This is a genomic window from Amycolatopsis sp. cg9, from assembly GCF_041346945.1.
In the GTDB taxonomy this organism is placed as follows: Bacteria; Actinomycetota; Actinomycetes; order Mycobacteriales; family Pseudonocardiaceae; genus Amycolatopsis.
This window is the reverse complement of the sequence record NZ_CP166850.1, coordinates 7,743,532-7,763,920: the sequence shown is the minus strand read 5'-3', so window position 1 is coordinate 7,763,920 and position 20,389 is coordinate 7,743,532. Positions and strand designations below refer to the sequence as shown.

The window sequence follows — 20,389 nt, the reverse complement described above, 5'->3', positions numbered from 1 at the left end:
GTGGTTGAACACTACACCTCTTTCCGGAGGACCCGGCTCAACTTGGCTGGACTGTGACCGACCCGCCCGGCCGCAGGGTGATCGTGCGTCGCCAGGCCCCCGCGCGGACCTCGGTCCGGGTACCGCCGACGCTGCGGATCACCGCTTCGGTCACCTTCCCGGCGCGCCACGCGAGGTCGACCTCGAACCCGCCGCGCGCGCCGATGCCGGTCACCCGGCCCGAGCCCGCCCACGCCGCGGGCAGCGCCGGCAGCAGTTCCAGCACCCCCGGCCGCGAGTACACGAGCATCTCCACCATCGCGGCCGGCGCGCCGAGGTTCGCGTCGATCTGGAAGATCGTGTAGCTGCCTTGGCTGTACATGTCGAAGAAGTTCGGCGCGGTCCCGTTGCCGTTGGCCACCGACGGCCGCAGCACGGTGAGCAGCAGCTGGTACGCCCGGTCGGCGTCCTTGAGCCGGGCCCAGCACGCCGAGCGCCACGCGGTCGCCCAGCCGTAGCTGTCCATCCCGCGCGCGATCAGCAGCGCGCGCACGCCGTCGAGCAGGGCGCGCGGCGCGGTGTCGGCCGCGATCCGGTCCCCGGGGAAGAAGCCGATCAGCGGCGAGAGGTGCCGGTGCGTGGTCTCGCCGAGGTTGTCCGGCGACATCCACTCTTCGAGCCAGCCGGTCGTGGGGCTGACCTCGGGCAGGTACAGCTTCCGCTGCAGCCCGCCGATCCGGTCGCCGTACGCGCGGTCCCGCCCCAGCACGGCGACGGCTTCACGGTAGTTCTCGAACAGGTCCCAGACGATCTCCTGGCTGTAGGTGTTCCCCCGGGTGTCCTGCGGGCCGTGCTCGGGCGACCAGTCGTGGTCGTCGACCAGCACGTCGCGCCCGCCCACCGTCATCGGCAGCAGCCGCGCCTCCCAGAACTCGCACGCGCCCTTGAGCAGCGGGTAGATCCGTGCCAGGTAGGCCTTGTCCTGGGTGAACGCGTAGTGGTCCCAGAGCGAGTTGCACAGCCAGGCGTTGCCGCCCGGGTGCCACCACCAGCCGGAGCCGCCGTAGATGTTGGTGGAGAACGCGACCGCCCAGCCGCCGACCTTGCCACTGGTGTTCCGGAACCTGTTGCGGGGGTCGTTGAACAGCCGGTTCGTGCTGTCCGTCCACACCGGAAGCTGCGCGAGGCAGTAGTCGGCCAGGGCAGTGAAGCTCCCGGGCAGCCCCGCCCGGTCCGCCAGCCAGTAGTTCATCTGGACGTTGATGTCGGTGTGGTAGTCGCTCATCCAGTCGGGCGCGTTGGTGTTCTGCCACAGGCCCTGCAGGCCCATCGGCAGGCCGTCGCGCGACCCGGTGATCGTCAGGTAGCGCCCGAACTGCAGGTAGCTCGCCTCCAGCTCCGGGTCGGCGGTCGCCGGGACGTCGTGCCGGGCCCGCAGCCGCGACCACGTGTCCAGCGCCCGCTTCGCCGGCGGTGACTGGCCCAGGTCGACGGCCATCCGGTCGTAGAGCCGCCGGTAGTCGGCGACGTGCGTGGCGCGCAGCGCGTCCCCGCCCGCGCGCAGCGCCGTGGCCACCTTCTCCTTCGCCACGCGCAGCGGATCGGCGGCCGCGTCGAGGAACTTCCGGGCCGCGTCGGGCACGTAGTTCGTGCCGCCGGTGAGCACGATCAGGACTTCCCGGCAGCCGGTGAACGCGACCGCGCCGCCCCGGGTCGTCACCTGGCCGCCGCGACCGGACGCCGCGACGGCGGCCGCGTACTTCAGCCCGTTGGCGAAGGCCGCCGCGAACGCGGGGCCGGCCAGGGTCTCGCCGCGCGTCGGCTCCAGCGCGACCGCGCCGGTCATCGGACCACCGGTGAGCCGGACGACCACGACGTCGTCGGGGTGGCTCGCGTAGACCTCGCGGCGGTAGCGCGTGCCCTGGTGGGTGTAGGTGACGGTGACCAGGCCGTTGCTGAGGTCGAGCGTGCGGCGGTAGTCCGTGACGCCGGTGTGCGCCGGGACGGCGATCCGCGCCTTGGCGAGCAGGCCGAGGGTGCCGAACTTCTCGCGCTCGTAGGGGAACTGCCCGTCGTCTTCGAGGACGTCGTTGGCGCCGCCGGTCCACAGCGACGCGTCGGCGAGGTAGAGGAAGTCGGCCGCGGGGTCACCGCCGACGAGGGCACCGATCCGACCATTGCCGATCGGCAGGCCTTGTTCGATGACCTTGTCCTCGACCGCGGGCGCGAGGTACCAGAGCGTGGTGGCGCGGGCGTCGGGGACGAGGTCCTCACCGGCAGGTCGGAGGACTTCGGCATTGGCAGCAAAGGGGCGCAGGCCGCCGAGGGCGACTCCGGCGCCGACCGCGCCACCGAGCTTGAGGAAGGTCCGCCGCGACGGCGGGAGCGACTGATCCGGCATGACTGGTCCGTTCGGCGTTGGGCGGAAACCGGCCGTGAAGCCCGCCAAACATATGACCTATCCGGTGACGCGGTCAAGAATCTTCGTAATTAATCCGATTACATATGAGCGTGCTCGGCCAGGTACTCCCGGAACGTGATCTCGCCTTCGCGGTGCCCGGGCGCGAGGTGGCCACCGCCCGCGTAAGCCCGGAACGTCTCCCCCGGCAGCGTCATTGGCACGATCCGCCGGACCCGCCCGGTCGCCTCGCCGACCGCTCCGGCCAGCTCCGCCGCGGTCAGGATCTCGGGACCGCCGAAGTCGGGGGCCCGGCCCGCCGGGTCGGCCGCGACGAGCGACGCCAGCCGGCGAGCGACGTCGCGGACGTCCACCGGCTGGAACGAGATCCGCGGCACCGGCACCACCGGGAGCCGGGACGCGCCGGCGAGCAAGGTCCGGACCAGGCCGTGGAACTGCGTGGCCCGCTGGATCGTGCACGGCAGCCCGGACGCGGCGAGGAGCTGCTCGGTCTCGTGCTTGGCCCGGTAGTAGCCCAGTGGCACGCGGTCGACGCCGACGATCGAGACGTACACCAGGTGCGGGGCCCCGGCCCAGCGCGCCGCTTCGGCCAGCGTCCGCGCGAGCGTGGTCTCGTGCAGGAAGTCCGTGGCGCAGTGAACGATCGCGTCGACGCCCGCGACCGCGCTGTCGACGCCGCGCCCGGTCCGCAGGTCACCCCGGACGACGTCCGGTGCCGCGCGACGGCTCAGCACGCGGACCTCCTCCCCCGCCGCCCGCAGGCGCGCCACGACCGCCGAGCCGAGCTGCCCGGTGCCGCCGGTGACCAGGATCCGCACGTCGACCACCTCCGGCGCCATCCTGGCACGGTGCGTGCCCGCCGGGAAACGGTCTCCCGGCGGGCACGCACGGCCCGCTCAGTTCCGGTTGATGGTGAACGTGCTCGTCGTGTTCCGGATGTCCTGGGCGTTGTCGCTCAGCGTGAGCCCGGTGAACGTCGCCGAACCGACGGCCGGGCCCTGACCCGGTTCCGGCAGCTCGTTGGCCCAGATGCCGATCCCGGACTTCGCGTCGAAAGCGTCACCGCTGCGGTGCGCGCCGGTGATCGACACGTTCGTCAGCACCGTGTCCTCGACCGGGTGCTCCGGCGTGGTGCCGTTGTACTTGGTCTGGAACATGATGCCGCTGTAGGTCGGGCTCTCGATGTCCACATCGGACACCCGGATCCCGCGGAACTCCTTGGACGCGGAGAACAGCCAGATCGCCGGGAAGGTCTGCTGGCCCCAGAAGTGGCCACCGTCCCGGACGAGCGAGGCGTTCTGGACCGTCGTCGGCTGCGGCCCGAACCCGAGGAACGGGTAGCCGAAGTCGAGCGAGCTGATCGTGATCGCCGAGTACGTCAGCGTGTCCGCGATGTAGAGGTTCCGGAAGGTGTTGTTGTACCCGCCGTAGACCGCCAGCCCGGCCGCGCGCCACGGGGTGAGCGAGGTCAGGTTCTCGAACACGTTGTCGTACTGGTTGCCCTGGTTGATGTCCGTGGCGGCGAACAGCGCGAAGCTGTCGTCCCCGGTGGACCGGGCTTCGATGTTGGTGACGTGGTTGCCGGTGCTCCCGTTCGTGAGGTTGACGCCGTCGGCGAAGGTGTCGCGGATCCGGAAGTTCTTGATCGTGGTGTTGTCCACGTTGGTGCCCCAGACCATGACCACCTGGTGTTCCACCCAGATGTTGTCGATCGTCAGGTTGGCGACGTTGGTCAGGTTGAACACCTTGCCGGGGCCGTCGATGCGCGAGGTGTAGTTCCCGAACACCGCGAACCCGCTGAACGTCGAGCCGTTCGCGCCGGCCTGCACGTCGATGCCGATGTCGGTGTTCTCCTGCCCGGAGGGTGCGGAGAACTTGGTGAACCACGGCCCGGCGCCGGTGACCGTGACGGCCTTGCCGTAGACGTTCAGCTTGCTCGAGAGCGAGTAGTTCCCGGCCGGCAGGTAGACGCCGGTGAGCGTCGCGTCCTGGCGGACCTTGTCGAGCGCGCTCTGCACGTCCTGCTGCGTGAACCCGGTGGGCACCGCGAAGTGCGCCGGGTCCGGGTTCGCGGCCGCGGTGGCCTGCTCGAAGTTCACGAAGTCGATCGCGTAGTTCGTGCTGTTGGCCGCGTCCTTCTGCAGCTTGATCTTGTGCCCGGCGGGCACGGTCGTGCCGAGCATCGCGCTCGCCTCGTCGTAGACGTGGCGCGGCCCGGCGCCCGGCGAGTTGCCCGGGCCGGTTTCGGCGCCGTAGAGCCACGCGTAGTGCGAGGTCAGGTCGATGGCCTTGAGGAACGTGCCGTCGACGTAGACGTTCAGCGTCGAGTTCTGCCCGCCGCCGCCCGCGGAGTCCGGGATGGAGAACCGCGTGACCAGGGTGTTGGTCGAGGCGCGGGTGGTGAACTCCACCGACGAGCCGGTCGAGTTCAGCGTGACGGCCTTGCGGCCCGACGCCTCCCCGGCCAGGTCGCCGATCGTCCGGTTCGGACCGACGACGGACGCGCCGCCGGCGACGACGCCGTCCTCGGCCTCGTACATGTCGTAGGGCATGTTCGCGCCCCGGCCGACGAACAGCGCCTGCGTGCTGGTGTTGTTGGCCTGCTTGACCGGCAGCTCGTTGGCGTCGTTCGCGACGACCGTCTTCACCGTGTACCGGCCGTTGGCGGCGGTCCAGGTGCCGACGGTCACCGGCGCCGCGGTGGCACCGGCCGCGATCGCCCCGGTGTAGCTCCCGCTGAGCGTCTTGACCACGGTGCCGTTCTGGTCGGCGATCGTCACCGTGACGCCGTGGGCGCCGGCCGCCGACGCGACCGTGCCCTGGTTGCGCAGGGTCGCGGTGAACGTCACCGCGTTGCCCGCGGACGGGTTGTTCGGCGACCACGCGGTGGCCGCGACGAGGTCGGAGCTCGGCACCGGGCTGACGACGAGCGGCGCCGAGCCGGTGTAGGAGTTGTTGTCCTCGTTCTGCTCGATCACGGTGTTGGCCTCGTCGACCTTCGCGGTCAGCTGGTAGCTGCCCGCGTCCCGGGTGCCGATGTTCGCCGACACGGTCGTCGACGCCCCGGCGGCGAGCGCGCCGACGTTCGCGGTGCCGACCTTGGTGGTGCCCAGGTAGAGGTTGACGTTCGTGGCGCCCGAGGCCGCCGTCCCGGCGTTGCGGACGGTCGCCGACGCGGTGACCGCGTCGGTCTCCACCGGGTTCTGCGGCGACCAGGAGACCCCGGAAACCGTCAGGTCCGGGTTGGGCGCGGGCACGCCGAAGACCTGGAACTCCGCGGCCTGCCCGCCGCCGGCGCCGGAGTTGGCGGTGACGCGCAGCCGGACGTCGGCGGCGCGGCCGCTCAGCGGGATCGTCACGGTGTTCCCGGACGCGGGGCTGAAGCCGTAGGTCTGCGCCGCGGACAGCGTGGTGAACGCGCTCGAGGCCTGGTCACGGCCTTCGACCGCGATCGTCTGGGTCCGCGGGCCCCAGGACGCGTCGGGGTTGAGCTTCACGACGACCTGGTTCAGGTCGGCGTTCGAGCCGAGCGCGACGGTCAGCAGGTTCGGGTAGGTCCCGCCGCCGCCCTCCCAGTACGTGGTGAGCGAGTTGTCGTTGGCGTTGGCCGCGACGAAGGTGAACTCCGTCGAGGACGCCGTGATCGGCTTGCCCAGCGCGAGGTTAGTGCCGGCCTGGGTGCCGTTGCGGGTCACGGTGTTGCTGTTCCCCGACTGGTTGCCCGCCGCGTCCTTCGCGCGCACGTAGTACGCCACGGTCGTGCCGTCGGGCTGGTTGTCGGTGTAGGTCAGCACGGTCCCCGCGACGCTGCCGCGCAGCTGGTTGTTGGCGTAGACGTCGTAGCCGACGACGCCGGTGTTGTCGGTCGAGGCCGACCAGGTGAGCCGGATCTGGCCGCTCGCCGGCTGGGTGTAGGCGAGGTTGCCGGGTGCGGACGGCGGCTGCGTGTCCCCGCCGGCCGGGCCGTGCACCTCGAACTCCGAGAGCTGCGCGGCGGGCCAGCCGGTGTTGGCCGTGACGTTGAGCCGGACGTACCGGGTGTTCCCGGTGACGGCCACGGTCACGGTGTTGCCGGTGGCGGGGTCGAAGCGGTACCCGGCCGAGGCCTTCAGGTCGCTGAAGCTCGTGCCGTCGGTGCTGCCCTGCACGCTGAAGGTCTCGGTGCGGGCCTCCCAGCCGGTCGGCAGCTTGAGCACCAGCTGCGCGACGTTCGCGGCCGCGCCGAGGTCGGCCTGGACCCACTGCGGGAACTGGTTGTTCGTGCTCTCCCAGTAGGAGGCCTGGTTGCCGTCACCGACGTTCGAGACGGGGTAGCCGGCGAGCTGGCTGCTCGCGGTGTAGGTCGCGGCGGCCGCCTGCGCGGCGACGGCGGCGGGCGCGGGAGCGGGAGCGGCGGCCGGGGCGGCGCTCGCGGCCACGGCGGGGGTGACCAGCAGGAAGGACAGGGCGGCGTAGGTCGCCGCGCGCGACAGGAGTCGCTTCGTTCTCATGGGGTTCCTCGGATCCGGGGAGGAGGGGAGACGCGTCGGGACGGCACAACCAGGGAACGGGCACGCGCGGACCGGGTCCGGTGGCGCACGCGGGCAGCACGTCATGGGCACCTCTTCGTCGAGGGCTGAGCGAGATCTTCCTGACAGTTGCCTCGATTTCTCGCGGTGTTGTCAGGTTCTTGCACTGATTCGTTCAAGAGTTACCGTGACGGGGGTCTCAAGTCAACGCCCGGACACCAAAAAGGCCTCCTCGCGGGGGATGCGAGGAGGCCTGGGCGGCGGGGGTCAGGAGCGCACGGCCCCGAGGCGGATCGCGTGGGTGCCCGGCGCGTTGACGGGCTCGCCGCAATGGGCGCAGACGGTGACCGGGCGCAGTTCCTCGCCGCAGGCGTGGCGCCAGAGGGTGGGCGGTTCGCCCTGGTGGACGTACTGGTCGCCCCAGGCCATCAGCCCGAGCAGGATCGGCTGCAGCGCCCGGCCGGCTTCGGTCGGGTAGTACTCGTGGCGCGGCGGGTGGGCCTCGTACTGGACCTTTTCGAGCACGCCGGCGTCGACGAGCTTGCGCAGCCGCGCCGCGAGGATGTCCCGGCTGGCCCCGGTGTTCTCGGCGATCTGGTTGAACCGCCGCTCCCCCAGCATGATCTCGCGCAACGCCAGGAGGCTCCACCGTTCGCCGACGACCTCGAGGGCCTCCGCGACCGAGCACTCGCGACCACGCCGGACCATGCCACCTCCATCGGGTTGAAAATCCAACCTAGCACCTCGGGCGGATCGGCAACCGGAGAACAACCACCGTGTGACCTCGCGAACAGCAGAGTTGTGTAATCCAACTTACTCGGCGTATACCGAAGGCATCCCCGATCTGCGAGGAGGCAGACGTCATGACGGACGCGGTGATCGTCGACGCGGTACGGACCCCCATCGGCAAGGGCAAGCCGAACGGAACGCTGGCCGGGGTGCACCCGGTCGACCTGCACGCCCACGTCCTGCGTTCGCTCGTCGAGCGCACCGGCGCCGACCCGGCCCGGATCGACGACGTGATCAGCGGCGCGGTCGGGCAGATCGGCGAGCAGAGCATGAACACCGCCCGCTGGGCCGCGCTGGCCGCGGGCCTGCCCGAGTCGGTGCCCGCCGTGACCGTGGACCGGCAGTGCGGCAGCAGCCAGCAGGCCGTCCACTTCGCCGCGCAGGGCGTCATCGCCGGCGCGTACGACGTCGTGATCGCGTCCGGCGTCGAGTCGATGAGCCGGGTGCCGATGGGCAGCCAGGTCGCCGGGCGGGACCCGTTCGGCCCGCAGGTCGCCGCGCGCTACCCGGGCGGCCTCGTGCCGCAGGGCATCAGCGCGGAGCTCATCGCGGCGAAGTGGGGTTTCAGCCGGGCGCAGCTGGACGAGTTCTCCGCCCGGAGCCACCAGCGGGCCGCCCGGGCGTGGGCCGACGGGAAGTTCGCCGGCGAGGTCGCGCCGCTCAAGGCGCCCGGGGCCGACGGCGCGCTCGTCGACGTCACCACCGACGAGACCGTGCGGCCGGGCACCACGCCGGAGATCCTCGCCGGGCTGAAGCCCGCGTTCCGCGCCGACGGCTGGGAGCAGCGGTTCCCGGGCCTCGGCTGGCACGTCACGGCGGGCAACTCCTCGCCGATCAACGACGGCGCCGCCGCGCTGATGATCACCAGCTCCGAGACGGCGAAGGCGCTCGGGCTGCGGCCGCGGGCCCGGCTCCACAGCTTCGCCGTCACCGGCGACGACCCGCTCCTGATGCTGACCGGCATCATCCCGGCCACGCGCAAGGTGCTGGCCCGGGCCGGGCTCGACGTCTCGGACATCGACGCCTTCGAGGTCAACGAAGCGTTCGCGAGCGTCGTGCTGGCCTGGCAGGCCGAGATCGGCGCGGACCCGGCCAAGGTCAACGTCAACGGCGGCGCGATCGCCGTCGGGCACCCGCTCGGCGGCAGCGGCGCCCGGCTGATGACGACGCTGCTGTCGGTGCTGGAGCAGACCGGCGGCCGCTACGGCCTGCAGACGATGTGCGAGGCGGGCGGCCTCGCCAACGCGACGATCGTCGAACGCCTGGACTGACGCGCCAGGTACGCCCGCAGCGCCGCCACGGCTCCCCCGGGATCCGCGGCGGCGACCGGGAACGCCTCGTCGTAGCCGAGGGCGAGCAGCTCCGCCCGCGTGTTCCGCAGCCGGCCGCCGATCACCACGGGCAGCCCGCCCAGCCCGGGGTCGGCGCGCACGCGGCGGAGCACCTCCACACCCGAACCCCCGAGCACGGTGGACAGCACCAGGCAGTCCGGCCGCGCGCGGCGGCACCCCTTGAGCACGTCGGCCGCCACGCGCACCTCGTGGCCCGCGCGCTCGAGGACCACCTGCAACGCGACCAGGCTCCACGCGCCCGCGTCCACACCCGACAAGACGACCTTCACCCCGGGCAGAGCCGCGGGCGGGCGCGGAAAATACGTCAGTCCGGGTCGGGGGGTTCCTCGACGCCGTCGCGGTCGGCCCACTCCAGCAGGGGGTCGAGGGAGAACACGGCGTCGTCGATGCCCGCGTGGAGGTCGCCCAGCTCGGCGAAGCGGGCCGGGACGGTCGCGATCGTGCAGTCGCCCGGCTCGACGTCGTCGATCTCGTCCCACCGGATCGGCGTCGACACCGTGCCTTCGGGGTTGCCGCGCACCGAGTAGGCGCTGGCGATCGTGTGGTCGCGGGCGTTCTGGTTGTAGTCGACGAAGAGCGACCGCGGGTCGCGGTCCTTGCGCCACCAGGTCGTGGTGACGTCGTCGGGAGCCCGGCGTTCGACCTCCCGCGCGAAGGCGAGCGCCGCGCGGCGGACGTCGGTGAAGCCCCAGCGGGGTTCGATCCGGACGTAGACGTGCAGGCCGCGGCCGCCCGAGGTCTTCGGCCAGCCGACCGCGCCGAGCTCGTCGAGGACCTCGTGCGCGACGTGGGCGACGCGGCGGACGCGGTCGAAACCGCAGTCGGGCATCGGGTCCAGGTCGATGCGCCACTCGTCCGGCTTCTCGGTGTCGGCGCGCCTGGAGTTCCACGGGTGGAACTCCACTGTGGACATCTGCACCGCCCAGGCGACGTGCGCCAGCTCGGTGACGCACAGCTCGTAGGCGTGCCGTCCGTAGCGCGGGAAGTCGACGCGGACGGTTTCCAGCCAGGGTGGCGCGCCGTTCGGCACGCGCTTCTGGTGCACCTTCTCCCCGGCCACGCCGGACGGGAACCGGTGCAGCATGCACGGCCGCTCCCGCAGCGCGTTGACGATGCCGTCACCCACCGAGAGGTAGTAGTCGACCAGGTCGAGCTTGGTCTCGCCGCGGGCCGGGAAGTAGACCCGGTCCGGGTTCGAGACGCGCACCGTGTGCGGCCCGACCTCCAGCTCCACCGACGGAGACTTCTGCGCCATGGTCCCGAACTTAACCCACATCGCCGTTAACGTGGGCCCATGAGCCTCCCGCCGGACGGTCACGTGCACACCGAGTGGTCCTGGGACACGGTCACCGGGTCCATGCTCGGCTCCTGCGAGCGGGCGCTCGAACTCGGCCTGCCCTCGGTGGCGTTCACCGAGCACGCGGACCTGACGCCGTGGCTGATCCCCGAGCCGGTCCGGCCCCTGCTCCCCGGGCACTTCCGGGTGCGGTTGCGCCCGGACGGCGTCCTCGAACCGCCGGACCTCGACGTCGAGGGCTACCTGGCGTGCGTCGCGGAGTGCCGGGAGCGGTTCCCGTCGCTGCGGATCCTCTCCGGCGTCGAGCTGAGCGAGCCGCACTGGCACCGCGAACGCGCCGACGCGCTGCTCGCGGCCCACGGCTTCGACCGGGTGCTCGGCTCGGTGCACTCGCTCCCGGACGGCGAACACCACCACGAGCTGAGCGTGGTTTCCGGGCGGCCGCCCGGCGACATCCTGCGGGCGTACCTGACCGAGGTGCTCGGCCTGGTCGAGTCGACGGCGGACTTCGCGGTGCTCGCGCACATCGACTACGCGCTGCGTTCGTGGCCCTCCGAGGGCCCACCGTTCGCGGCCGCGGACTACGAGGAGGAGTTCCGCGCGGTGCTGCGCGCGCTCAAGGCGAGCGGGCGGGCCCTGGAGGTCAACACGCAGGTGCCGCTGCCGGGCGAGGTCGTGCGCTGGTGGTTCCAGGACGGCGGCGAGGCGGTCACCTTCGGCAGTGACGCCCACGAGCCCGGCCTGGTCGGGAGGGGGTTCGCCGAGGCCGCCGCGCTCGTCGAGTCCTGCGGCTTCCGCCCGGGCCGCACCCCACACGACTTCTGGCGCCGCTGACCCGCACTTTCACGTGAAAGTGCGCGCCCCAGGTGCGCACTTTCACGTGAAAGTGCGTGCTCAGGCCAGCGCGTGCCGGCCGTGGGAGCGGGTTTCCGCGCTCTGGTCGAGCAGGCGGGCCGCCACGCGGCCGATCGCCGCGTCGAGGTCGGCGCGGTTGCCGGTGCCCCAGTCGCCGAGGCGGTCGGCCAGCCAGTCGTGCCAGGCGCCGACCACCTTCGCGAACTCCGTGCGGCCCGCGCCGGTCAGCTCCCAGCCGTCGCGCGTGTAGCGCAGGTGGCCGGTCAGCTCCAGGCGGTTGAACGCCGGTTCGAGCACCGGCGCCGGGACGCCGAAGTGGTCGCCGATCGCCTTCAGCGTCGCCGGCTCGCCGCGGCGTTCGCGCAGGTGGACCTGCAGGAGGCACCAGATGCCGCCCTCGTCGAGGTCGCTGCCGGCCCGGTCGACGATCGCCGGGGCCACCTTGCGGCGCTCGCGGAAGAACAGGGTCGCGACCGCGCGTTCCAGCTCGCGGTCGTCCGTGCGGGCCTCCGGCATCGCGAAGCCGTCGCCGAGGTCCGGGGCCGCCGCGCGGGCGGTGTCGCGCAGCGGGACCTCCTTGAGGAAGAACGCCAGCGCGAAGGCGACCAGGCCGACCGGCGCCGCCGCCAGGAACACCACGTGCAACGAGTCGCTGTACGCCTTGATCACCGGTGCGGACACCGCGTCCGGCAGCGCGTGCAAGGCCGTGGGCACCTGCAGCGCCCGCGGGTCGACGCCCGGGGGCACCGAGGCCACCGCCGCGGCCAGGTTCGGCGTCAGCTGGTTGGCGTACACCGTGCCGAAGATCGCCGCGCCGAACGAGCTGCCGATCGAGCGCAGGAACGTCACACCCGACGTGGCGACGCCGAGATCGGCGTAGTCGACCGTGTTCTGCACGGCGATGGTCAGCACCTGCATGCCGAGCCCGATGCCGAGGCCGAGCACGGCCATGTACGCCGACGCCTCCCAGAAGCCGGTGTCGGTGTCGAGCCGGGACAGCAGGTAGAGCCCGATCGTCATCCCCGCCGCGCCGACCAAGGGGAAGATCTTGTACCGCCCGGTCTTGCTCACCGCGTTGCCGGCCGCGATCGACGCCACGAGCAGCGCCAGCACCATCGGCAGCAACCGGACGCCGGACGAAGTCGCCGACGTGCCTTGGACGTACTGCATGTACGTCGGCAGGTAGGACAGCGCGCCGAGCATCGCGAAACCGACGACGAAGCTCATGATCCCGCCGACGGTGAAGACCGGGTTGCGGAACAACCGCATCGGCAGCATCGGTTCCTTCGCCCGCAGTTCGACGAAGACGAACGCGGCGAGCAGCACCACCGAGCCGATCGCCATCCCGATGATCGTCGGCGAGCCCCACGCGTACTGCGTGCCGCCCCAGCTCGTGACCAGGGTCAGGCCGGTCGCGGCCAGGCCGATCAGCAGGATGCCGAGGTAGTCGATGACCGGTTTGACCGCGGCGCGGGCGTTCGGCATCGCCGAGGACGCCACCACCAGCACCACGACGACCAGCGGGATGTTGACGTAGAACGCCCAGCGCCAGGAGAGGTGGTCGACGAAGAAGCCGCCGAGCATCGGGCCCGCGACGGTCACCACGCCGAACACCGAGCCGAGCACGCCCTGGTACCTGCCGCGCTCGCGCAGCGGGACGACGTCGGCGATGAGCGCGGTCGAGGTGACCATCAGCCCGCCGCCGCCGAGACCCTGCACCGCGCGCCAGACGATCAGCCACACCATGCTGTCGGCGAACCCGGCGAAGAACGAGCCGATGCCGAACACGACCACGGACAGCTGGAACATCAGCTTGCGCCCGAAGAGGTCGCCGAGCTTGCCGACGACGACGGTCATGATGGTCTCGGCGAGCAGGTAGGACGTGACGACCCAGGACAGGTGCCCGGCGCCGCCGAGGTCGCCGACGATGGTGGGCAGCGCCGTCCCGACGATGGTCTGGTCCAGCGCGGCCAGCAGCATCCCGAGCAGCACGGCGCCGAAGACGGCGTTGACGCGCCCCTTGCTCAGCGGCGCGGGCCCCGGTTCGTGGGCGATCTCCGCGGTGGCCGTCATCTCGCGCCCTCCTCGCTCGGCCTCCGAGGCTAGTGCGCCGGGTCCACTGTGGATAGCCACTCGTTCCGGTGACGCAGCACCACTTCGAACGGCTCGAAGCCCTGCGCGCGGTAGAACTCGAGCGCACCGTGGTTGGCCGCGTAGGCCGTGACGGTGACGTCGTTCGCGCCGTTGTCCCTTGCCCAGTAGAGGAAAGCCGCGACCAGTTCGGCGCCGGCGCCGGACCGGCGGTGTTCCGGGCCGACCCGCATGCTTTCCAGCACCGCGCGCACCGCGCCGGGCCGTAGCGGGTCGGCGGGTCGCAGCCGCCCGATCAGGTGCCCGCCGGCGGCGAGCAGGCACAGGCAGGCCGGGTCTTCGACGAGGCCGGCGTAGTAGGCCTGGCCTTCGCGCGCGGGCCAGCCGGTGTCCATGAACGGATCGCGACGGCCGCCGTCTTCGGCGAACAGGGCCGCGGCCGAAGCCACCAGCGCCGGGACGTCACTCGGAGCGCACACGGAAACAGTCATCCCGGCACCGTAGCCCGGGCGATTTTCGCGGTGAACCCTCAAGTTCCCGGCAGCAGGCTCTCCAGCGCGAGCTGCTCGAGGTGCCCGGCCGCCGCGGCGCTGCCGCCCGCCGCGTGGAACGAAGCCGCCACCGCCTCGGCCGCACGGCGGTACGACGGCTCCGTCAGCACTTCCTCGAGCGCCGTGGTGATCCGCGCGCGGTCGGCGCGGCCGAAGCGCAGGCGGATCCCCGCGCCCGCGGCGACCACCTGGGCCGCCACGATCGGCTGGTCGTCGCGGATCGGCGCGACCACCAGCGGCAGGCCGTGCCACAGCGCCTCGCACACCGTGTTGTGGCCCGCGTGGCACAGCACCGCGTCGACCCGCGCGAGCAGCGGCAGCTGCGGGACCGAGGGCCGCACGAGGACGTTGGGCGGGACCGCGCCGAGCACCCCGCCCGGGTCGGCGATCACCGCGCGGGCGGGCAGGCCGGCGAACGCCTCCGCCGTCGCCGCCAGGAATTCCACACCCGCGCCGGTGTTCGCCGTGCCGAGGGAGACGAGCACGGCCGGGCGGAGCGGGTCGAGCCACTCCCACGGGAAGTCGCTTGTGGACGGCCGGGTGCCGAGGGCCGGGCCGACCAGCCGGACCCGCGGCGGCAGCGCGGCCGCGCCGAGCAGTTCGCGGGTGGTGAAGGCGAGCACGCCGTGCGGGGAGAACCGGGGGTCGGCCGTGCCGCGGCCGCCGGCGATCCGGGCGCGCAGGCCGTCGAGCAGCTCGCCGACCCAGCCGGCCACCTTCGGCATCCCGGCCAGGGGGTCGACCAGCTCGGCCGACGTGGTCGCCGAGGTGACCCACGGCAGGCCGTGCGCTTCGGCGAGCAGCCCGCCGGCCAGCGCCTGCTGGTCGGCGACCACCACGTGCGGCTCGAACACGTCCAGCGCGGTGGCCACTCCGGGCGCCATGGCGTCGGCCAGCGGGACGAGGAAGTCCTGCCAGAGGAACCGCAGCGCGGCGGGCCCCTTGAGGTCCGGCGGGCGCTCGGGGACCTCCGGTGGCACGGCGCACGAGAACACGAGCGCGTCCGGGCCGGCCAGCCGCCACAGCAGCTCGTCGTGGCCCGCCCAGGCGACTTCGTGCCCGCGCGCGGTGAGCTCGCCCGCCACGCCGGCGGCCGGGTTGACGTGCCCGACCAGCGGCGGGACGACGAACAGGAACCGGGCCACTACCGCACCCGGGCCGGCGCGCGCGAGGTGTCGCGGACCCACTCGAAAACCAGGTCGATCACCTCGGCGGTCCGCTCCACCAGCACCGAATGCCCCTGGTCGGCCAGCACGGTGCACCGGCAGCGCGGCAGGTTCGCCTCGAAGTCCGGGACCTGGGCGGCCAGCCCGGAGTCACCGCCGAAGATCGCGAACACCGGGCAGCGCACGGCCGACAGGTCCGCCGCGATGGTCGCGCTGCGCGGGACGTCCTCGGCGATGGTCGTGGTCTCCAGGATCCGGTGCGCGGCCTTCGACAGCCGCGCGGTGTGCGCGCCGTGGTTGTCCGCGATCCAGCCGATCACCTCGTCGATCGCCAGCCGGGTCTTGGCGTCCGCGAGGCCGTCCGCCATGTGCTGCGTCCACGCCGCGGTCGGTGGTTCGCCCTCGATCGCGATGACGCTCGCGACCCGGTCCGGCCGGGCGGCGGCCAGCCCGAACGCCACCGACGCGCCGAAGGAGTTGCCGACCACGTGCACCGGCCGCGTCGCACCGCAGGCGTCGAGGACGGCGACGAGGTCGTCGACGAACTCCTCCAGCCGGTACCCCGATTCCGGGCGCGTCGTGCGGCCGTGGCCCCGCAGGTCGTACATCAGGACGTCGAGGCCGCGCGCGGCCAGCGCCGGGCCGAGGGTGAAGTAGTAGCTGGCGAGGCTGTCGGTCAGCAGGCCGTGGACGCACACCACGAGCGGCGCGTCCCCGTCGAGCGGCACGTCGGGCGTGAGCCGCTGGACGTGCACGTCCAGCTCGCCCGCCCGGATCCGGCTCACGCGGTAGCCCGCAGCGAGGCGACGGTGTACCGGACGAGCTCGCCGACGGTCAGCGCGATGATCTCGTCGAGGTCCCGCTCGGCGATGAAGGTCGCGAAGTTGACGCGGTCGCCGTAGTGCTCGCGCAGCTGCCCCGACAGCGCCACCAGGTCGACGCTCTCCAGTTCGAGGTCGTCGTGGAACGTCGTGTCCATCGTGATCTCGGCGTCGTCCAGGCCGTACTCCGCCAGCAGTTCCCGAAGCATCCCCGCCAGCTGCGCGAGGACGGTTTCCTCGTCCGTGGCCGTGGTCTCGACGCTCATCCGGCTGTCTCCTTCGTCTCTTCGGTCCAGGCGACGACGTAGCGGCGCGGCGGCCGGTCGGCGTCGGCGCAGTGGACGAGGTGGTCCCGCCCGGCGGCGCGGACGGTGAGCTCCGCCGGCGCGGCCGCGACGACTTCGAAGTCGCGGGGCTCGCCGCGCAGGCCGGTCCCGAGCAGCTTCGCGACGGCTTCCTTCGCCGTCCAGAAGCGGGCGAACCACCGTTCCGGATCGCCGGGCAAGCCCGCGAACAAGGCCTGCTCGGCCGCACCCAGCGCGGCGTCCACAGTGGATTCCCGCCGCGCCCCGACCTCTTCGACGTCGATGCCGCAGGGCCCGGGCCGGGCGATCGCCACGCCCGCCTCGGCCCGGTGCGCCACCGAGATCGTCAGCGGCGGCAGCTCCCGGCCGTAGGCGCCGGTCACGAACGGGCGCCCGGCGTCGTCGTTGCCGACGCGCAGCTCGGCCGGGAACATCGCCGGCTCGCCGCGCGCCCAGAGGTACTGGCGGACGGCGTCCTTCGCGGCGATCCGGCCGAGCAGCCACTGCCGCCGCCCGCGCGGCGGACGGCGTTCGTAGGCGTCGCGCTCGGCGCCGGCGAGGTAGTTGCGCATGATCAGCTCGCGGGTGGCCAGGTCCGGCCACTGCTCGTGCACCAGCGCCCAGCCGCCCGGCTGCTCGATCGACAGCGTCGAGCGCTCGGGCGTCCGGTCGGCCTGGCGGATGTGCGCGGTGCTGTCGAACCGGCGGTCGCGCCAGCCGGTGAACTCGGCCCACACCGCTCCGTCGTGGACGAGCTGCATGTCGGCGTCGAGGAATTCCCCGGTCAGCCCGGTGATCTTCACCAGGCACTCCAGCCGCTCCCCCGGCGCCGGGTGCGGGCCGTGGAACCGGATTTCGCGCATCGCCACCGGGAACACGGTGGTGCGTTCGGCCAGCCGGGACATGATCCAGTAGCCGAGCACCTGGCCGACGTTGTCGAGCAGTGCGCCGGGCGCGGCGGGCGTGGTCAGCACGGCCCGGACGTGCCGCTCGCCGACGGCGGTCAGCTCTATGACGCCCTGGAAGCGCGGCCCGTGGAACATCCAGCGGTCGGCGTACAGTTCGGCGGCCGTCGTCTCGGGGACCTGCTCCGCCGACGCGGGGAAGCGCCACGGGGCCGGTGCGCCGCCCGGGTGGGCCGGGGCGAGCTCCACGACGGCCTGGGAGTAGCCGTCCAGCGCGGCGAGGACCCGGCCGGGGCCGTGCGGGCGGACCCGGACGCCCACGCTGACCGCCGGGACCGCGGTGATCCACTGCGTGAGCCGGACGTCGTGCACCGCGACCGCGCGGCAGCCGGGCGCGGCCCGCTCGGCGAACCCCATCAGGTGGTCGATCACCGTCGTCGCCGGGACGACCGGCCAGCGGTCGCCCGGGTCGGCTCCCGGCGGCTGCTTGAAGAAGCAGTGGTCGAGCAGGTACGGCATCGCCTCGACCGACACCTCGAGCGTCGTGTCCAGCTCCCTCGGCACTTTCACGTGAAAGTGATCACCTGGGTCCGCACTTTCACGTGAAAGTGCGGCACCGGCGAGGGCGGTGGACGCCAGCTGGGCCGTGTCGGTCAGCAGGGCGGCGAGTTCCGCGGCGAGCGGGCCCTTCCCGGCCAGGTCGTCCACTGTGGATCGGCGGGCCGGGAGGGCGATGCGCGCGCGGACGCCTTCGTCGAGGGAGATCAGGCGGCCGCCGAGGTCCAGCTTGACCGCCTTCGACGGCACCCCGCGTTCGCCGGGCAGCCGGCCGAAGTCGAGGCCGGCGCCCTCGGTCCACAACGCGGTCGCGACCCGGCGCAGCTGCGCGAGCCCGGGCCGGTGCGCCGAGTGCGCCGCCACGACCAGGTGCTCCTCGCCGTGCAGGGTGTCGCCGACCAGCGAGCCGAGCTGGCCCGCGCCGACCTGGACGAACGCGCGGAACCCGGCGGCGTGCAGCGCCCGCACGAGCGGCCGGAACCGGACCGGTTCCAGCAGGTGCCGCACGAACAGCTCGCGGACTTCCGCTTCGCCGGCCGGGTACTCCGCGACCGTGGTCGCCGACCAGATCGGCAGCCGCGGCGGGTGCAGGGTGAACCGGGCGGCCGCGGCGCGGATCGGGTCCAGGTACGGCCGCAGCATCGGGGTGTGGAACCCGGACCGGAACGGCAGCACCTGCGCGACGATCCCGGCGTCGCGGAACCGCGTGACGAGCGCGGTCACGGCGGCGGCCGGACCGCAGACCATGGCCTGGTTGGGCGAGTTGTCGTGGGAGAGCACGACGTCCGAGCACCCGGCCAGCTCCTCGGTCACCCGCGGCGCGGGCGCGCCGATCGCGGCGAACGCGAGGCCGGGGACGACGAGCGCGTCGGGGTCGAACCCGGCGAGGAACGCGTCGACCTCCGCCTCGGCGTGCAGGCCGGCCACGGCCATCGCCGTCCACTCCCCCAGGCTGTGCCCGGCGACCGCGTCCGGGACGACGCCCAGCCGGCCGAGCGCGGCGTTGAGCAGCCGGCCCAGCTCGAACACCGCCGTGCCCTGGCGGCCGACGTCGCCGACTTCGACGTCCCCGTGCCGCCACGGCAGCCCGAAGTGGCGGGCGACGTCGCCGCAGTTCAGCGCCAGCTCCGACTCCAGGCCGGGGAACACGAAGGCGACCTTCCCGCCGCCCGGCCCGAGCAGCGGGCGGTCGGCGAACCAGACGTCGTTGCGGCCCCGCCAGGCCCGGCCGCGGGCGAGGACCTTCCGGGCGAGCGCCAGCCGCTTTTCGGTCGGGTCGACGACACCGAGCCGGACCGGGCCGTCGCCGGTCACCGGCGTGCCGGGCGCCTCGAGCAGGTCCCTCAGCTCCCCGGCCGACCGGGCGGCCAGGCGCAGCACCCGTTCCGGTTCGCGGACGACGGCGGCGGGTACCGGGCGGCCCGGGGCCTGTTCCAGCACGACGTGGGCGTTGATCCCGCCGAACCCGAACGCGTTGACCCCGGCCCGGCGCACGGCCGCGTCCCACTCCTTCGCGGTGTCCAAAGTGGAAAAGCGGGTCCGCGCGAGGCCGGGGTGCGGGTCGTCGCAGTGCAGGGTGGGCAGCAGGACGCCGTGGTGCACGGCCAGCGCGGCCTTGACGAGCCCGGCGATGCCGGCCGCGGGCATGGTGTGCCCGATCATCGACTTGACCGAGCCGAGCACGGCGGCGCCGGCGCTGCCGAAGACCTCCGCGAGAGTGGCGAGCTCGGCCGCGTCGCCGGCCGGGGTCGCGGTGCCGTGCGCCTCCAGCAGGCCGATCGAGTCCGGTTCGGCGGGGTCGAGCCCGGCCGCGGCCCACGCCTGGCGAACCGCGCGGACCTGGCCGCCGGAGTCGGGGTTGGCGAGGCTCGCGGTCCGCCCGTCGGAGGCGACGCCGGTCCCGGTGATCACGGCGTAGACGCGGTCGCCGTCCCGTTCGGCGTCGGCGAGGCGCTTGAGCACGACGACGCCGGTGCCTTCGCCGATGAGCACACCGTCGGCGTCGCGGTGGAACGGCCGGATGCGCTCGGTCGGCGAAAGGGCGCCGAGCTGGGTGAAGACGCTCCAGAAGGTGATGTCGTGGCAGTGGTGCACGCCGCCGGCGAGGACGACGTCGCAGCGCCCGCTCGCGAGTTCGCGGACGGCGTGGTCGACGGCGATCAGGGAGGACGCGCACGCGGCGTCCACGGTGTAGGCCGGGCCGCGCAGGTCGAGGCGGTTGGCCAGCCGCGACGCGGCGAGGTTGGGCACCAGCCCGATCGCGGACTCGGGGGCCTCCGGGCCGAGCTGGTCGGTGAAGGCCTGCCGGACGGCGTCGAGCTGGTCCGCGCCGAGTCCGGGCATCAGCTCGCCGAGCGTGCGGACCAGCTGGGTCGCGGTGCGGACGCGCTGGTCGAGCCGGACGAGACCGGGTGTCAGGTAGCCGCCGCGGCCGAGCACCACGCCGACCTTCGCCCGGTCCGCGGGCAGGCGGTCCGGGCCGCCGGCGTCGGCGAGGGCCTGCGCGGCGACCCGCAGCGCGATCAGCTGGTCGGGTTCGGTGGCGGGCACGGAGTTCGGCATGATCCCGAACCCGGTGACGTCCACTTCGGCCAGCTCGTCGACGAACCCGCCGCGGCGGCAGTAGACCCGGTCGGCCCGCCGCTCGTCCGGCGCGTAGTGCGTGCCGTCCCACTTCTCCGGCGGGACCTCGGTGATGGCGTCGACGCCGCCGGCGAGGTTGCGCCAGTAGGCGGCCAGGTCCGGGGCCCCGGGCAGCAGCACCGACATCCCGACGATCGCCACGCGCATCCC

General features: G+C 73.0%; 14 protein-coding genes. 2 read left to right on the top strand and 12 right to left on the bottom strand.

All coding sequences use genetic code 11. The features are described from left to right. Positions 1–37: 37 nt before the first annotated feature. The 4 genes from AB5J73_RS35940 to AB5J73_RS35925 all read right to left on the bottom strand — a co-directional run bounded on the left by AB5J73_RS35940 (position 38) and on the right by AB5J73_RS35925 (position 7,614). A complete protein-coding gene (locus AB5J73_RS35940; protein WP_370963266.1) occupies positions 38–2,380 on the bottom strand; it encodes a glycoside hydrolase N-terminal domain-containing protein in 2,343 nt (780 codons plus the stop codon). Positions 2,381–2,478: 98 nt separating this feature from the next. Further along, positions 2,479–3,237 (bottom strand): SDR family oxidoreductase, encoded by a 759-nt coding sequence (locus AB5J73_RS35935; RefSeq protein ID WP_370963265.1) that lies wholly within the window; start codon positions 3,235–3,237, stop codon positions 2,479–2,481. 57 nt (positions 3,238–3,294) lie between these two features. Beyond that, positions 3,295–6,888: a CARDB domain-containing protein gene (locus AB5J73_RS35930; RefSeq protein ID WP_370963264.1), complete on the bottom strand. Its 3,594-nt coding sequence runs from the start codon at positions 6,886–6,888 to the stop codon at positions 3,295–3,297. Positions 6,889–7,173: 285 nt separating this feature from the next. After that, positions 7,174–7,614 (bottom strand): winged helix-turn-helix transcriptional regulator, encoded by a 441-nt coding sequence (locus AB5J73_RS35925; RefSeq protein ID WP_370963263.1) that lies wholly within the window; start codon positions 7,612–7,614, stop codon positions 7,174–7,176. A gap of 155 nt (positions 7,615–7,769) precedes the next feature. Here AB5J73_RS35925 and AB5J73_RS35920 point away from each other — a divergent pair, with 155 nt between their 5' ends. Beyond that, positions 7,770–8,966 carry an acetyl-CoA C-acyltransferase gene (locus AB5J73_RS35920; protein ID WP_370963262.1) on the top strand — a complete coding sequence of 399 codons (1,197 nt, stop codon included), beginning with the start codon at positions 7,770–7,772 and terminating at the stop codon, positions 8,964–8,966. On the opposite strand, the gene AB5J73_RS35915 is transcribed toward AB5J73_RS35920, so the two are convergent. Together AB5J73_RS35915 and ligD are read right to left on the bottom strand one after the other, a co-directional pair. Beyond that, the gene (locus AB5J73_RS35915; RefSeq protein WP_370963261.1) at positions 8,897–9,316 is read right to left on the bottom strand and encodes a hypothetical protein; all 420 of its coding nucleotides are present in this window, start codon (positions 9,314–9,316) and stop codon (positions 8,897–8,899) included. The genes AB5J73_RS35920 and AB5J73_RS35915 overlap by 70 nt on opposite strands. Positions 9,317–9,351: 35 nt before the next feature. Then, positions 9,352–10,302: a non-homologous end-joining DNA ligase gene (gene ligD / locus AB5J73_RS35910; RefSeq protein ID WP_370963260.1), complete on the bottom strand. Its 951-nt coding sequence runs from the start codon at positions 10,300–10,302 to the stop codon at positions 9,352–9,354. A gap of 39 nt (positions 10,303–10,341) precedes the next feature. Between ligD and AB5J73_RS35905 the strand changes: the two genes are divergently transcribed. Then, entirely contained in the window at positions 10,342–11,178 is an 837-nt protein-coding gene (locus AB5J73_RS35905; protein WP_370963259.1) for a PHP domain-containing protein, read from the top strand. A gap of 60 nt (positions 11,179–11,238) precedes the next feature. Here the strand turns inward: AB5J73_RS35905 and AB5J73_RS35900 are convergent, their stop codons facing one another. Genes AB5J73_RS35900 through AB5J73_RS35875 form a run of 6 tightly spaced genes read right to left on the bottom strand, consistent with a single transcriptional unit; the run spans position 11,239 to position 20,386 of the window. Beyond that, on the bottom strand, positions 11,239–13,272 hold the full coding sequence (locus AB5J73_RS35900; protein ID WP_370963258.1) for a DHA2 family efflux MFS transporter permease subunit: 2,034 nt from the start codon (positions 13,270–13,272) through the stop codon (positions 11,239–11,241). A 29-nt stretch (positions 13,273–13,301) separates the two neighbouring features. Next, positions 13,302–13,781, bottom strand: a complete 480-nt coding sequence (locus tag AB5J73_RS35895) for a GNAT family N-acetyltransferase (protein ID WP_370963257.1) — start codon at positions 13,779–13,781, stop codon at positions 13,302–13,304. Positions 13,782–13,819: 38 nt separating this feature from the next. Beyond that, a complete protein-coding gene (locus AB5J73_RS35890; RefSeq protein ID WP_370963256.1) occupies positions 13,820–14,986 on the bottom strand; it encodes a glycosyltransferase in 1,167 nt (388 codons plus the stop codon). Next, entirely contained in the window at positions 14,986–15,792 is an 807-nt protein-coding gene (locus AB5J73_RS35885; protein ID WP_370963255.1) for an alpha/beta fold hydrolase, read from the bottom strand. Before AB5J73_RS35885 ends, AB5J73_RS35890 begins: the two co-directional genes overlap by 1 nt. Beyond that, entirely contained in the window at positions 15,789–16,094 is a 306-nt protein-coding gene (locus tag AB5J73_RS35880) for an acyl carrier protein (protein ID WP_370963254.1), read from the bottom strand. The genes AB5J73_RS35885 and AB5J73_RS35880 overlap by 4 nt, the downstream gene beginning before the upstream one ends. Further along, positions 16,091–20,386, bottom strand: a complete 4,296-nt coding sequence (locus AB5J73_RS35875) for a beta-ketoacyl synthase N-terminal-like domain-containing protein (RefSeq protein ID WP_370963253.1) — start codon at positions 20,384–20,386, stop codon at positions 16,091–16,093. The genes AB5J73_RS35880 and AB5J73_RS35875 overlap by 4 nt, the downstream gene beginning before the upstream one ends. Between the last annotated feature and the right edge of the window lie 3 nt (positions 20,387–20,389).

Bases quoted from the DNA above. Each gene is read 5' to 3' on its own strand.
- AB5J73_RS35940 (WP_370963266.1), bottom strand. From the start codon at position 2,380: ATGCCGGATCAGTCGCTCCCGCCGTCGCGGCGGACCTTCCTCAAGCTC.
- AB5J73_RS35935 (WP_370963265.1), bottom strand. From the start codon at position 3,237: ATGGCGCCGGAGGTGGTCGACGTGCGGATCCTGGTCACCGGCGGCACC.
- AB5J73_RS35930 (WP_370963264.1), bottom strand. From the start codon at position 6,888: ATGAGAACGAAGCGACTCCTGTCGCGCGCGGCGACCTACGCCGCCCTG.
- AB5J73_RS35925 (WP_370963263.1), bottom strand. From the start codon at position 7,614: ATGGTCCGGCGTGGTCGCGAGTGCTCGGTCGCGGAGGCCCTCGAGGTC.
- AB5J73_RS35920 (WP_370963262.1), top strand. From the start codon at position 7,770: ATGACGGACGCGGTGATCGTCGACGCGGTACGGACCCCCATCGGCAAG.
- ligD (WP_370963260.1), bottom strand. From the start codon at position 10,302: ATGGCGCAGAAGTCTCCGTCGGTGGAGCTGGAGGTCGGGCCGCACACG.
- AB5J73_RS35905 (WP_370963259.1), top strand. From the start codon at position 10,342: ATGAGCCTCCCGCCGGACGGTCACGTGCACACCGAGTGGTCCTGGGAC.
- AB5J73_RS35900 (WP_370963258.1), bottom strand. From the start codon at position 13,272: ATGACGGCCACCGCGGAGATCGCCCACGAACCGGGGCCCGCGCCGCTG.
- AB5J73_RS35895 (WP_370963257.1), bottom strand. From the start codon at position 13,781: ATGACTGTTTCCGTGTGCGCTCCGAGTGACGTCCCGGCGCTGGTGGCT.
- AB5J73_RS35880 (WP_370963254.1), bottom strand. From the start codon at position 16,094: ATGAGCGTCGAGACCACGGCCACGGACGAGGAAACCGTCCTCGCGCAG.
- AB5J73_RS35875 (WP_370963253.1), bottom strand. From the start codon at position 20,386: ATGCGCGTGGCGATCGTCGGGATGTCGGTGCTGCTGCCCGGGGCCCCG.